Consider the following 15,224-nt stretch of genomic DNA (forward strand, 5'->3'; position numbering starts at 1 on the left):
GGATATTTTTATTAAGTGTTGAACCCGTTGGGTAAAATTAGTTTTTGATGAAAATTTCACGGCAGTTCGAGTGATTTTCGTCAGAAAATCGTATCGAAAACAAGTGAAATGTTATTAAAAACGATTAACTACGTTGAACCTAAAGGTTTCTCGATACATTTTTTGTTCCATTTCATTGCACAAAAAACACTCGAATTGACGTTTTTAATAATTACACCCAACGGGTTAGGTATTGACTCGAAAAGAACAAATGCTAAATGTCACAATAAACCTACTTCTCTATTTCTCTCAGGTTTTCCATTTTCTTGTGCGCCAAGAAACCAGCTACATCCTCAAAGTGTTCTACCACCCTTTTGTTAGTAAATTCAAAAACTTTGGTGGCTAAACCGTCCAAGAAGTCACGGTCGTGCGATACTAAAATCAAAGTGCCATCAAAATCTTTTAACGCATCTTTGATAATGTCTTTGGTTTTCATATCCAAGTGATTCGAAGGTTCATCGAGAATCAACAAGTTAACAGGTTCTAACAACAATTTAATCATCGCCAAACGCGTTTTTTCTCCTCCAGAAAGCACTTTCACTTTCTTAGTAATATCATCACCTTGAAACATAAAAGCGCCTAAAATATTTTTGATTTGCGTACGAATTTCTCCTACTGCAATACTATCAATAGTTTCAAAAATAGTAAGATTTTCATCCAATAATGCCGCTTGATTTTGAGCAAAATAACCTATTTGGGCATTGTGACCTATTTCCACACTACCACTATCAATCCCTATTTCCTTCATGATAGCTTTAATCATAGTTGATTTACCTTCTCCATTTTTTCCAACAAAAGCGACTTTTTGTCCGCGTTCAATAACTAAATTAGCATCTTTAAACACCACATGATCACCGTACGATTTAGACAATTCCTTCACAATCACTGGATATTGCCCAGAACGAGCTGCTGGTGGGAATTTCAATTTCAAAGCGGATGTATCAACTTCATCCACCTGAACGATTTCTAGTTTTTCTAGCATCTTCACACGCGATTGTACCGCATCTGTTTTAGAAAAAGTCCCTTTAAAACGTTCAATAAAAGCTCTATTATCGGCAATCATTTTTTGTTGCTCATCGTAGGCTTTTTGCTGGTGCATACGACGGTCTTTTCGCAATTCTAAATAATGAGAATACTTGGCTTTATAATCATAAATACGTCCCATAGTTACTTCTATAGTACGATTGGTAATGTTATCTACAAAAGCTCTATCGTGCGAAATCACCACTACTGCTTTGGCTTGATTGACCAAGAAATCTTCTAACCACTGAATACTTTCAATATCCATGTGGTTCGTTGGCTCATCGAGCAAAATCAAATCGGGTTTTTTCAATAAAATTTTAGCCAATTCGATACGCATTCTCCAACCTCCAGAAAACTCCGAAGTTTGACGTGTAAAATCTTCGCGAACAAACCCTAAACCTAGCAAGATTTTCTCTACCTCGGCTTCATAATTCACTTCCTCAATAGCGTAGTATTTCTCACTCAAATCCGAAACACGCTCAATCAACTTCATGTACTCATCACTTTCATAATCTGTACGAATGGTCAATTGTTCATTAATAGCGTCAATTTCATCTTTCATTTTAAAAACTTCACCAAACGCCTTAGACGTTTCTTCCATTACAGTCGCTCCGTCCGTAGTCAATAAATGCTGTGGCAAATAAGCTACTACCGCCTCTTTGGGAGCCGAAATAGAACCTGTCGAAGGTTTACTGTGACCAGCAATAATTTTTAAAAGCGTCGATTTTCCCGCTCCATTTTTACCCATAAGGGCAATTTTATCATTTTCATTAATGGCAAAAGAAACATCACTAAAGAGTGTTGTTCCGCCAAATTGCACCGAAATATCGTTAACTGTAATCATTGCGTAGTGGAATTGTATATTGGAAAATCGATCATTCAACCTCCCGTTTTTGAAGGCGCAAATATAATTCAAATCCCTCGTTGTTTGAATGTATTGTGTGAAGATTTTTAATAACGAAGAAAAACCACGAAGCAATCGGGCCGCAGATTTGCAGATTTTCTTTCACTAAATCCCAAAGCGTCGGGAGACGTTTATGGTAATTTCACCCAAGGGTTTATACAACAAATAGATATTGTCCCTACGGGACATTAAGTTAGACAAGTTCGTCCAATACCAAAATAGAATCCCTAACGGGATTTTTTTAGGATAAATTAGAGTTTTTATATCTTTTTTATTTTTCACACACTGTCCCGTAGGGACAAAAGCCTGGTAATTAGGTAGTCTGTATTAGAACAGAAGTCCCATAGGGATGAAATTAAAGAGATTACTTAAACTCTTTTTCCTAACTAATCGATACTTCCTTGCCTGTGGCAGGCAGGTATGTGGTGAAAAATCAAATCAAATTGCATTAATAATCATCAAAAACACATTTAATGCGTTACTGAAAAAGAAGTAACACAGATTAAAACCAACTAAATCTTCTAAAACCTATATTTTTAAAAATACTGATTACCAATAATTTATATTATTAAAAATAGTAGAAAATATTGTTTCGTGTATTTTTTCAAAATAAACAAACCGTAATTCTGAAATTTACATTTGTAAATCAATGGCAACATCGATTAACCTTATTAACCCCACACATTATGATTTCAAAACAAACCAATGCAATAATAACAATTGCATCAAACGGTATCATTTTGAATCCCAAATCAAGTAACAAAGAACAAATTCCATTTGCTGATATTACTAAAATTCATATTAATATCCAGCAACGGCTGTTTGTATTCAAAAGCTTTTTGATTGGTTACTTTATTTTTACGCTGTTTTGTTTGCAATACCTTAACTTAGAATTGTCAATTTTATCTGTTTTAATTTTCTGTATTAACTTTGTAGTAATGAATACCCTCGATTTTAAAACCTACCGACTACAAATTATTTTAAAAAATAATACCGTCATTGAGAAACGCATTCCTAAAAAATTGAAATACGAATTCATCACGGTGATTAACTATGTGCGAAATCAATTACATTCAAGAAGTGAAATTATTTTGTAATTTATAAAAAAACAATAATTTAGAGAAAATTTTCGAAACAATACCGTCTATGAAACGATTCGTATTTATTTTCTTAATTGCTTTAACAACCTGCCAAGCCCAACCTATACTAGGTCGAAGCACGGAACATCTCCTTTTTAAAGAAGCAAAATCTGGTCAAGCCATTTTAATACTAAAAGATTCCCTACTGTATAAAGGAAATCCTATACAACAACATCAATTTTCACACACGCCCTATCCAAGCGTTTTAAAAGATTACTTGCCTTTTTCAATATACAATAAAACCTACCTTGTTTATCGTGGTTGTGGTGCCGTATTAGAATGGAGAAATGATTCTATCGTTAGAGTAGACAACTCTTTCTTGCACCGAAATCAATATTTTGCAAGCACTTTTACTTATAAAAATAAGATATACTTCTTCGGGGGTTACGGCTTGTTTACTTATAAAAACATCCTAACCAAATATAATATACAATCAAAAGAATGGGAAGAAGAAGAAACTTTTGGAGTTCCTCCTAGCCCTAGAAGATTTGCCTTAAGTGTAATTGTAAAAGATGATTTTTATGTTTTTGGTGGTTACGAAAAAGACGAAGACAATTTTTTGCAAAATAAAGGGGTTGAGCCAATTGTATGGAAACTACATTTACCCTCTATGACATGGTCAAAAATTGGAAAGTTCAACAGTACAATAAATAGTAACACAAAAGACGGGATCGCTTCAAGTTTCATCATTAATGAAAAATTATATATCATTCCATTAATGGAATATTCTTATGTTTATGAAGTTGATTTGAAAAAGAATACAATTACAACATTTAAGGGAAAAGCAAAAAGCGTTGAACAATCCTTTTACGACTACAAGACTAATGAAGTAGTTTATATTTATAAAGATGGTGATGGAGTTAAAAGTTTATTACGCACTCCATTACAAGAATTTTTAGGCAAACAGGTCGACCAACAAGTATTCTTATTGCCTTGGTATCAAAACTTGGAGGTAACTACTATTTTAACAACTATCTTGAGTATTTTAGGAATAGTAAGTTTGGTATTCTATTTCGGTAAAAGAAAACCTAATTTCAAACCCTTTAATGGTATTACTTTTAAAACAGATGAATCCAATTATTATTACAAAGGGAAACTACTAGATACATTTGAAGAGGCAGAGTTGCGCATCCTAGACTATTTGGTTCAAAACAGACAACGTTTTATTCCGCTTAATGAATTGAATCATTTGTATGAAAATGAAGTTCAAATGGATAATTTTACTACCGTGGTAAAACGAAGAGAAGTCGCTTTGGCTAGTCTCATGGCTAAACTACTTTTTATAACAGAAAGTACAGAGAAAGATATTCTCGTTTATCGAAGAAGTCCCAACGACAAACGAATGAAAGAAATCAAACTAAAAGATAATTTTATTAGGGTGAAATAAATAAAAAACTCGCATCAATTAATGCGAGTTTTTTTAGTATAAGATGAAGTTATTCCTTTCGCCACTTTTTGGTTTCCTCAAAAACATGTTCTAAAATAGCTTGTTCTTTTTCGTCAAAATCAACATTCCTACGACTCATGACTAACCTAGCCGTAGCAAAAGCTTTACTTGTTGTATAAGTTGTAAATCCAGCGGCACCACCCCAAGAAAAACTCGGTACAAAATTACGAGGGAAACCACTACCAAAAATATTGGCACTCACCCCTACTACTGTTCCTGTATTGAACATAGTATTAATACCACACTTGCTATGATCACCCATCATTAAACCACAAAATTGCAAGCCGGTTTTTGCAAAACCTTCGGTTTCGTAACTCCACAATCTCACTTCTTCATAATTATTTTTAAGGTTGGAATTGTTACTATCTGCACCAATATTACACCACTCTCCTAAAACGGAATTCCCTAAAAATCCGTCATGCCCTTTGTTAGAATAACCAAATAAAACCGAATTATTCACTTCTCCCCCAATTTTAGAATACGGACCAACAGTAGTAGCTCCATAGACTTTAGTAGCGAGTTTTACCCCTGCCCCTTCGCACAAAGCAAAAGGCCCACGGATCACAGAACCTTCCATGATCTCAGTATTTTTACCAATATAAATAGGTCCTGTAGCAGCATTCAAAGTCACAAACTCTAATGTTGCACCTTCTTCAATAAAAATATTTTCAGGAGCAATCACGTTCACTGATTTTGGAATGGGTTGTGATTTTCTATCTTGAGTCAACAACTCAAAATCAGCACGAAGAGCAACATCATTTTTAGAAAAAATATCCCAAGTATGTTCAACCTTTAAACACTCATCGATATATTCTAGTATTTCATAGGTGTCAAAATTAACCTCATCTTGTTCCTCATGGGTAAAGAAAGCAATCACTTCTTCTCCTTTAAAAATAGCTTGATTGGATTCTAAATTCTGAATCATTCCAACCAAAGTTGGATTAGGCAAAAACGAAGCGTTAATCATCACGTTTTGCTCCATTTCGACCATAGGATATTTTTTCGAAAGGTATTCTTCTGTCACAGTCGTTGTTGTAGAACCCAAATAGGCTTCCCATTTTTGACGAATAGTCAAAATTCCAATTAAAATATCAGCCACTGGGCGTGTGAAAGTAAATGGCAAAAGGGCATTTCGTGCAGGACCGTCAAAAAGGATATAATTCATTTTGAGAAATTACAAAGTTATAAAGCTTCAAAGTTACAAAGTTTTTAAATAAAAAAGCCCCGCTTATTGCGAGGCTTTGTATACTAAGAAACGAATTAAAATTATTTAATGTGTTTTGCGTATTTAGTTTTGAATTTATCGATACGTCCTGCAGTATCAATTAATTTAGATTTACCTGTATAAAAAGGGTGAGATGTTCTAGAAATCTCCATTTTAACAACTGGATATTCTACACCATCAACAGTGATAGTTTCTTTAGTTTCTGCAGTAGATTTAGTAATAAAAACGTCGTCATTTGACATGTCTTTAAAAGCAACTAATCTGTAATTTTCTGGGTGTACACCTTTTTTCATCGTAATTCTTTTTTATTAGTTTCAATTATAATTGCGCTTTGAAGCTTTTCCTCGAACAGAAAAGGTATAAACCAATTATAACTTTTTGTTTTTACATTATTATTTTGAGTGTGCAAATTTACACTTATTTTTCAATAAACAAATCTTTACTCTACTTTTTTTATCCATCGCTAAATCGCGATTTTTAGCAGCAAATAAATTGGGAATTGCTATATTTGTAGATTAATTTTAAATCTTCCGCATCATGATAAACGAAATTATTAAAAGAAATGGAGTAACTTATGGAATACTAACCGGTGTTTTTTCAGCAGTATTTACAGCCACCATTTATGCTGTCAACATAAATCTATTTACGTCGCTCTGGTTAGGATTATCGAGTATCGCTTTTTATTTAATCATATCTATTGTTTTACTTTCAAAAACAAAGAAGGAATTAAATGGTCATTTTAGCTTTAAAGAAGCATTTACTACCTATTTCATCTGTAGTTTGATTGGAATATTGATTGGAACTACATTTAACATTTTGTTGTTCAATGTAATCGACCCATCAGCTCAAGACACTGTAAAAGAACTAACAATTAAAAGTGCAGTAGAAACAATGCAAAAATTTAACACTCCTGCCGCAGCAATCAATGAAGCTATTGCAAACATGAAAGAAAACAACCCTTATTCAACAATAGGTTTAATTAAAGGCTCTCTTTCAAGTCTTGTTTTTAGTTCGATTATTGGTTTAATAATGGCCGCATTTTTCAAAAGCAAATCTCAAGAATAATTTTAAATGAATCTATCCATACTTATCCCACTTCTGAACGAAGAGGAATCACTGAACGAATTGTACACTTGGATTATCAAAGTGATGCAAACGCACCATTACACCTACGAAATTATCTTTCTAGACGATGGAAGTACTGATAATTCTTGGCAGTGTATTGAACAATTTGCTCACGAAAATCCACACGTAAAAGGCATTCGTTTTATGAAAAACTTCGGCAAATCGCAAGCGTTACATGCTGGTTTTGCCAAAGCACAAGGCGATGTCATTATTACTATGGATGCTGATTTACAAGACAGCCCAGAGGAGATTCCTGGATTGTATGATATGATTTCCAATGGCAATTTTGATTTGGTTTCAGGTTGGAAAAAGAAGCGCTACGATTCGGTTGTTGCTAAAAATTTACCTTCCAAATTATTCAACTGGGCCGCTCGTAAAACTTCAGGCGTGTATTTGAATGATTTTAATTGCGGTCTAAAAGCCTACAAAAACGTAGTGGTGAAAAACGTGGAAGTTTCGGGCGAAATGCATCGCTACATACCTGTTTTAGCTAAAAATGCAGGTTTCAATAAAATTGGCGAAAAAGTAGTACAACACCAAGCTAGAAAATACGGTGAGTCTAAATTTGGCATGAACCGATTCATCAATGGTTTTTTGGATTTAATCACAATTTGGTTTTTATCTCGTTACGGAAAACGCCCCATGCACTTCTTTGGAGCAGCAGGTGTATTGATGTTTATCATCGGGTTTGTATCTACTGGATTAATCATTGGTATCAAATTATACCGTTTGTATGCTGGTTTTCATCCTATGTTGGTAACTGAAAATCCACTGTTTTTTATCGCGTTGACTACCATGATAATTGGTACACAATTATTCCTTGCTGGCTTTTTAGGCGAAATTATTTTACGAACCAAAAGCAATGAAGGACGTTATAAAGTCGCAAGTGAACTGAATTTTTTATAAGAGTAAACCATGCCCAAATCCCAAATTATTACCCAAAAAATTATCGAAATTAGAGGTCACAAAGTACTATTTGATTTTGATTTAGCTGAATTGTATGAAACGAGTACTAAAGTTTTAAAACAAGCGGTACGAAGGAATATCAATAGATTTCCTGAAGATTTTATGTTTGAATTGACCGAAGAAGAATGGATTTCTTTAAGGTCACAAATTGTGATCTTAAAAGTCGGAAGAGGCCAACATTCAAAATATTTACCCTTCGTTTTTACAGAGTAAGGTGTCGCTATGCTTTCAAGCGTATTGAATAATGAAAAAGCTATTGAGATTAACATTGCCATTATGCGAAGTTTTGTTTCACTTAGAAAATTCGTACTAACGTATGAAGAATTAACAAAAAGAGTAACGGAAATTGAACAACAATTTGCTACGCCTGTTCGCCTTAAGGCTCGGGTCCAGATATTTATAAAGCATTAAATCATTTGATGGATTCCAAGCAACAAAATCAAATGCAAAAAGAACGAAAAAAGATTGGTTATACCAAATAATAGACAAAATGGAAATCAAACAAACTATTTTAGACAAAGTAAACGAATGGCTTTCGCCAAATTTTGACTCAGTAACTCAAACTGCAATTCGAGAAATGATGCGTTCGAATCCAAAAGAATTGGAAGAAAGTTTTTATAAGAATTTAGAATTTGGAACAGGCGGAATGCGTGGTGTTATGGGAGTTGGAACGAACCGTATTAATAAATACACTTTAGGAAAGAACACTCAAGGTTTGTCTAATTATTTGAAAAAAGTATTTCCGGGCGAAGCCCTACGCGTGGCGATTGCTTACGATTGCCGTCACAACAGCGATACTTTGGCTAAAGTAGTTGCTGATGTATTTTCTGCCAATGGAATTCAGGTTTTCTTATTTTCAGAATTGCGTACAACTCCCGAGTTGTCATTCACAGTAAAACACTTGAATTGTCACGCAGGAATTGTGTTAACTGCTTCTCACAATCCACCGGAATACAACGGATACAAAGTATATTGGCAAGATGGCGGACAATTAGTACCACCACAAGACGGCGAAATTATTGAGTTAATTGAAGCGTTGAATTATGACGAAATTAAATTTGAAGCTAACGATAACTTGATTCAATATATAGGCGAAGAAGTTGATGCTGCATTTCATCAATCGACTATTGAAAATGCTAGTTTCAAAACTACACCTGCGGTTGCCAAAGAAAATCTAAAAATCGTGTACACATCACTTCACGGTACTTCGATCAAATCGATTCCGACCGTTTTAGCACAAGCCGGATACACACAAGTACACATTGTAAAAGAACAAGCCGAACCAAACGGCGATTTCCCAACCGTTAAATCACCCAATCCAGAAGAACCTGAGGCGTTGACAATGGCAATGGAATTAGCAGAAGCTACTCAAGCTGATATTGTAATTGGTACCGACCCTGATTCAGACCGTTTAGGGGTAGCTGTTAGAAATACTGAAGGCAAAATGATATTATTGAATGGTAACCAAACGATGATTATCATGACAGCATTTTTATTAGAACAATGGAAACGTGCCGACAAAATTACTGGAACTGAATTCGTGGGTTCGACTATAGTTTCTACTCCTATGATGCTCGAATTAGCATCCGCTTATGGAATTGAGTGCAAAGTAGGTTTGACTGGTTTTAAATGGATTGCCAAAATGATTAAAGATTTCCCTAACCAAAAATTCATTGGTGGCGGAGAAGAAAGTTTCGGGTTTATGGTAGGCGATGCAGTTCGTGATAAAGATGCAGTAGGCGCTTCACTTTTGGTTTGCGAAATTGCTGCATTAGCAAAAGCTTCCGGAAGTTCATTATACCAAGAGTTATTGAATTTGTATGTTGACTTTGGTTGCTACAAAGAGCATTTGATTTCATTAACCAAAAAAGGAATTGATGGTTTAGCCGAAATCAACCAAATGATGATTGATTTACGCGAAAACCCAGTAGATGAAATTGATGGACAACGTGTAGTATGTATCGATGATTATGAAAATTCAACTTCTACGAACAGAATCACAAACGAAGTGGAACCTATACACATCCCAAAATCAAATGTATTAATCTACTATTTAGAAGACGGCTCTAAAATTTGTGCGCGTCCAAGTGGAACCGAACCTAAAATTAAATTCTATTTTAGTGTCAATACCACTTTGGATAAAGTCGAAAATTTCAAAGCAGTAGAAGCTGAACTAGATCAAAAAATTAAAAATATAATCGCAGCAATGCATTTGAACTAAATGGATCAAAATATAAATAAATTAATCCCTTATACTAAACCCTATAAATCACATATCATTTGGAATGTGATTTATAACATTTTGTATGCTTTATTTAGTACGCTCTCTATGATAACGATGTTTCCGTTATTAGAAGTATTATTCAAAAAAAGCGCCACCGTCATCAAGGAACCTACTTATACAGGAATTCAAGACATAGGGCAATTTGGTAAAGATTGGTTGTTTTTTACCATATCCGATTTAAGTCAAAAACAAGGACCTCAGTTTGCCTTATTACTGGCTGTTGTCTTAGTTATAGTATCCTTTTTACTTAAAAATCTTTTCAATTATCTTGCTTCCTATCATATTACCCACTTAAAAAATGGAGTATTACGTGATTTGAGACAAAAGATGTACTATAAAATCATCGACTTGCCTATTTCTTATTATTCTGAAAAAAGAAAAGGTGATATTATGGCGCGAATGCTTGGGGATGTAAATGAGGTGCAAAACTCTTTTTTCTCTATTTTAGAACTCATTGTAAAAGAGCCGTTAACAATCGTATTTACCATAATTGCCATGCTCAATATTAGCGTAAATCTAACGCTATTTGTTTTTGTTTTTATTCCAGTTTCGGGATTCATTATTTCAAAAATCGGAAAAAGTTTGAAATCAAAATCCACTCGCGCGCAACAAGAAAGTGGTTATTTTATTTCATTGGTCGAAGAAAGTTTAGGCGGACTGAAAGTCGTTAAAAGCTACAATGCCGAGAATCAATTCAAAAAACGTTTTGACGAATCCATTACTAAGTTGCTAAAACTTTCCAACAGCATTGGTAACAAAAACAACTTAGCTTCACCTATGAGCGAGTTCATGGGAATTGTAACCATCGCCACCTTATTATGGTATGGCGGCAACTTAGTTTTGGTTGACAAAACATTAGAAGGTTCTTTATTTTTAGTATATATGTTACTTTCTTACAATATTTTGACTCCTGCAAAAAACATTTCCAAAGCCTCTTATGCGGTAAAAAATGGATTAGCTGCTGCTGAACGTGTTTTTGAAGTATTGGAAATAGAAAACACCATTACAAATCACAATGAAGCTATCATAAAAGACACATTTAATTCTGAAATTGAAATCTCTAATATCAATTTCAAGTATGAGGATGAAAATGTACTAAAGGATTTCTCACTTAAAGTAGCTAAAGGACAAACCGTAGCGTTAGTAGGTCAATCCGGTAGTGGAAAAAGTACGATTGCTAATTTATTAACCCGTTTTTACGATGTAAACGAAGGTAGCATTCAAATTGATGGAATAGATATCAAAAAATTAAATTTAGAATCACTTCGAGGATTAATAGGATTAGTGACCCAAGACAGTATTCTGTTCAACGACACTATTAAATCAAACATTACTTTAGGCAAAGAAGATGCTACCGAGGAAGAAATTGTCGAAGCACTTAAGATTGCCAATGCTTACGAATTTGTAAAAGACTTACCCAACGGCATTCACACCAATATTGGCGATAGCGGAAATAAATTATCTGGTGGACAAAAACAACGCCTTTCGATTGCACGAGCAGTTTTGAAAAACCCACCGATTATGATTTTGGACGAAGCCACTTCGGCATTGGATACTGAAAGTGAAAAATTAGTTCAAGTAGCCTTAGAAAACATGATGCAAAACCGAACTTCTATTGTAATTGCTCACCGTCTTTCTACCATACAAAAAGCCAACAAAATTGTAGTAATGCAAAAAGGCAGCATTGTAGAACAAGGCACACACGAAGAATTAATTGCCCTAAACGGAACTTATAATAAGCTCGTTAGTATGCAATCTCTAGAATAAACATGTACATTAACAATCCAAATATTAAACTTCCAGAAGATCCAGATACTATTGTTTGGAAGTACTTGGATTTGTCTAAATTCTTGGATTTGCTGCTGTCGCAAAAATTATTCATGTCGCGTTCCGATAAATTTGAAGACCAATACGAAGGCACTTTTAGTGAACCTACGTATGAAGAGATTAAAAAATTAGCCATTAACAATCCTGATTTTCTCAATTATTACAAAACACATCGCGAAAAAGTAGCCATTAGTAGCTGGCACATCAACGAATACGAATCGTTTGCTATGTGGCAAATATTTACTCAAAACAGTGAAGGTTTGGCTATCCAATCTACTATTGGACGTTTGCAAAAAGCATTAGAACCCGAAAAAAACTTAAAGCAATACATCGGGCAAGTCAATTATATTGATTACAAAAAAGAATACATTCCGTTTGACGATATGTTTTTCCCCTTTTTATTCAAACGAAAAAGTTTTCAATACGAACGTGAAGTCCGTATCATCTCTGACACTTCTGATACTAAAATCAACATCAATGATGGCATTAAAATCAATGTGGATATTAGCCAACTGATTGATAAAATCTACATTCACCCTAAATCAGAAAACTGGTATAAAAACTTAGTGATCCAATTGGTTTCTAAATTAGGTTTTGATATTGAAATAGAAAAATCGGATTTAGAGAGCGATATCTTAATATAGATTTTGCCAATATTTCGTCCCTACGGGACTTTTGTAATCATAGCTATATAAAATTACCAACATTGTGTCTCTAACGAGACAAGTGTATAGAATTTAATGAAGTATTTCTGTGTCCCGTAGGGACGAAATTATAATTTTCCCGTCAATTTAATATTAAATACTCGCGTAGTCATATAATTGGGAATAGCGTATTGATTTTTGGAATACACATCGCGAACCCAAGTATTGGTTATGGCATTTTGATTATTAAAAAGATTAAATAGCTCTACACCCACAGCCAATTCTTTGAAATTTCCCAACCAATTATTTTTAATTGAATTATTTTTATTGTCAATCAAAATTTTAGAAAATCCAACATCGGCACGACGATAATCTCGTAATCTATTTTGATACAAATACGGGTCGGCATAGGAAGGAGAACCGCCTGGCAATCCCGTATTATAGACTAAATTCAAATACACTTTCATGCTGGGAATAGTGGGCATATAATCTTGAAATAACAATCCGAATTTCAATAGTTGATCCGTTGGCCGAGCGATATAGCCTTTATTTTCGCTGTTCTCTTCTGTTTTCAAATAGCCAAAACTAAACCATGATTCTGTCCCAGACACAAATTCTCCATTCAAACGAATATCGAATCCCTGAGCATAGGCTTTCGCCAAATTATTCGCTGCATACCGAATTCGGACATTATCAATCGTATACGTATTCACATCCGACATGGATTTATAATAGAGTTCAGAAAGCAATTTAAAGGGACGATTCCACATCTTAAAATTGTAATCATTTGCCAAAACCAAATGAACCGATTGCTGTGCTTTTACATTCGGTTGTACTGTGCTATCGGTACCACGCAATTCTCTATAAAAAGGAGGCTGGAAGTACAGTCCACTTGAAAGTCGGAACACCATATCTTTTTCCCAATTGGGTTGGATAGAGATTTGAGCACGCGGACTCCAAACAAACTGCGATTTACCTAATTCGTCAGTTCCTAATACTTCCCAATTGTGAAAACGCAATCCTGCATTGTACCACACCTTAGTAGCTCCTATGGTACTTTTTGAATTCCATTGAACAAAACCCGAAAATCTATTAATGGTAGTAAAATTAGTCGCACGCACATTTTGATACGGAACAAGTGGGCCAGTATAAACCGAATACGGCTCGTTTTTTTGAGGTAAGACAATAGGTGGCGGAATAGAAAAACCCGCCGAATCGATTACCTCCCACTCCACTACTCGATCTCGAATAGATTCTCGAGTGTATTTAACACCCCAATCCAATTGGCTTTTCTTCCAATCGTGAAACCCTTTTAATTCGATATTGGCAATTAAAGCATCCAGATTATTTCGGGCGTGGTTCAACTGCGAACCGATACCTTGGGTATAGGATACTTTTCCGTAAGTTTCAGAGGCAACATTGGCATCCACTTCACCCAAACGGTATTGCGCCAAAATATCAAAATTCTCTTGTTCAGTTGTATGATACAGTGAGCTAATAAATTTCAAATTAAAGCTTTCGTTAGGTTTAAAGGTGGTTTTTACTGCTCCAAAATAAGTAGCATACTGATCTTTTTCTTGTCCTTCATAATACACCAAAAGTGCCATGGGTTGGTCTAACGTTCCAAAATTAGTTTGGCGGGTCAAGGGTTGGTATTGATAGTTGTTTTTCGAAATATTACCTAAAAAACTCCATTGCCATTTGGCGGAAGCCTGATAATTAATATTGGTTTGAATATCGGCAAAGGTGGGCGTATAATTTGTTTGGGTTTCTTGACTTTTCACCAAAAGACTATTGTTTCGGTAACGCACCCCTGTAACGGCAGACCATTTTTTATCTTTAGAAACAGCATCAAAAGCCATACTGCCACCCAGAAAACTTCCTTCAAAGTTGGCTCCAAAATCAGTTGGTTTTCGGTAGGTAATATCCAAAACCGAAGACAATTTATCTCCGTATTTGGCTTGGAATCCACCAGCAGAAAAATCAACATTTTGAACCAAATCAGTATTCGTAAAACTCAATCCTTCTTGCTGTCCTGATCGAATTAAGAAAGGGCGATAGACTTCAATTTCGTTAACATAAACCAAATTCTCATCGTAATTTCCACCGCGAACAGCGTATTGTGTGCTCAATTCACTATTGGAATTGACTCCTGCTAAGGTTTTTAAGATATTTTCAACTCCTGCATTAGCCCCCGGAATTTTACGTAATACTTCGGGTGTAATTGAGGTAATTCCTTGAATTCGCTTGTTATTCTTAGCCGTCACAACTACTTCGCCCATTTGTTCTTGGCGGGTATTCATCACCGGATTGAATTCAAAATTTTCATTGGATTTCAAAAACAACACAATTGAAGACGTTTTTAAAGCGACATGTGAAAAAACAACTGTCACTTTTTTATTAGAAGGAATAGATAGTTCGTAAAAACCATTCAAATTGGATTGAGTTCCTACCGAACCACAAGCAACCGAAACATGAGCCACTGCTTGCTTGTTTTCGTCTAAAATAATTCCTCTCAACTTGGCATTCTGAGCCAAAGACGAAAATCCTATTCCGAAAAAAAGAAGCTGAACAATAACTTTTTGGATACTTTTCAAGTGA

At 34.8% G+C, this 15,224-nt stretch carries 12 protein-coding genes; 8 read left to right on the forward strand and 4 right to left on the reverse strand.

Annotation, left to right across the window (positions count from 1 at the left end):
* Positions 1–271: 271 nt before the first annotated feature.
* Positions 272–1,906, reverse strand: a complete 1,635-nt coding sequence (locus MG292_RS10570) for an ABC-F family ATP-binding cassette domain-containing protein (protein WP_264532764.1) — start codon at positions 1,904–1,906, stop codon at positions 272–274.
* 746 nt (positions 1,907–2,652) lie between these two features.
* On the opposite strand from MG292_RS10570, the gene MG292_RS10575 reads away from it, so the two are divergent.
* Complete coding sequence (locus MG292_RS10575; RefSeq protein ID WP_264532763.1) at positions 2,653–3,063, forward strand: hypothetical protein; 411 nt, start codon at positions 2,653–2,655, stop codon at positions 3,061–3,063.
* Positions 3,064–3,112: 49 nt separating this feature from the next.
* Complete coding sequence (locus tag MG292_RS10580; RefSeq protein WP_264532762.1) at positions 3,113–4,492, forward strand: Kelch repeat-containing protein; 1,380 nt, start codon at positions 3,113–3,115, stop codon at positions 4,490–4,492.
* Between the two features lie 49 nt (positions 4,493–4,541).
* On the opposite strand, the gene MG292_RS10585 is transcribed toward MG292_RS10580, so the two are convergent.
* Both MG292_RS10585 and MG292_RS10590 read right to left on the reverse strand, forming a co-directional pair.
* Entirely contained in the window at positions 4,542–5,717 is a 1,176-nt protein-coding gene (locus MG292_RS10585) for a GlmU family protein (protein WP_264532761.1), read from the reverse strand.
* Positions 5,718–5,818: 101 nt separating this feature from the next.
* Positions 5,819–6,070: a type B 50S ribosomal protein L31 gene (locus tag MG292_RS10590; RefSeq protein WP_264532760.1), complete on the reverse strand. Its 252-nt coding sequence runs from the start codon at positions 6,068–6,070 to the stop codon at positions 5,819–5,821.
* A 244-nt stretch (positions 6,071–6,314) separates the two neighbouring features.
* Between MG292_RS10590 and MG292_RS10595 the strand changes: the two genes are divergently transcribed.
* The 6 genes from MG292_RS10595 to MG292_RS10620 all read left to right on the forward strand — a co-directional run bounded on the left by MG292_RS10595 (position 6,315) and on the right by MG292_RS10620 (position 12,623).
* Positions 6,315–6,842: a DUF4199 domain-containing protein gene (locus MG292_RS10595; RefSeq protein WP_264532759.1), complete on the forward strand. Its 528-nt coding sequence runs from the start codon at positions 6,315–6,317 to the stop codon at positions 6,840–6,842.
* Between the two features lie 6 nt (positions 6,843–6,848).
* Positions 6,849–7,808 (forward strand): glycosyltransferase family 2 protein, encoded by a 960-nt coding sequence (locus MG292_RS10600; RefSeq protein WP_264532758.1) that lies wholly within the window; start codon positions 6,849–6,851, stop codon positions 7,806–7,808.
* Positions 7,809–7,817: 9 nt separating this feature from the next.
* Positions 7,818–8,081, forward strand: a complete 264-nt coding sequence (locus MG292_RS10605) for an ORF6N domain-containing protein (protein ID WP_264532757.1) — start codon at positions 7,818–7,820, stop codon at positions 8,079–8,081.
* Positions 8,082–8,358: 277 nt separating this feature from the next.
* A complete protein-coding gene (locus MG292_RS10610) occupies positions 8,359–10,089 on the forward strand; it encodes a phospho-sugar mutase (protein WP_264532756.1) in 1,731 nt (576 codons plus the stop codon).
* Positions 10,090–11,919 (forward strand): ABC transporter ATP-binding protein, encoded by a 1,830-nt coding sequence (locus MG292_RS10615; protein WP_264532755.1) that lies wholly within the window; start codon positions 10,090–10,092, stop codon positions 11,917–11,919.
* Between the two features lie 2 nt (positions 11,920–11,921).
* On the forward strand, positions 11,922–12,623 hold the full coding sequence (locus MG292_RS10620; RefSeq protein WP_264532754.1) for a hypothetical protein: 702 nt from the start codon (positions 11,922–11,924) through the stop codon (positions 12,621–12,623).
* 128 nt (positions 12,624–12,751) lie between these two features.
* Here MG292_RS10620 and MG292_RS10625 read toward each other — a convergent pair whose 3' ends face one another.
* Positions 12,752–15,220 carry a TonB-dependent receptor gene (locus tag MG292_RS10625; protein WP_264532753.1) on the reverse strand — a complete coding sequence of 823 codons (2,469 nt, stop codon included), beginning with the start codon at positions 15,218–15,220 and terminating at the stop codon, positions 12,752–12,754.
* Between the last annotated feature and the right edge of the window lie 4 nt (positions 15,221–15,224).

Source organism: Flavobacterium keumense, assembly GCF_029866485.1.
In the GTDB taxonomy this organism is placed as follows: domain Bacteria; phylum Bacteroidota; class Bacteroidia; order Flavobacteriales; family Flavobacteriaceae; genus Flavobacterium; species Flavobacterium keumense.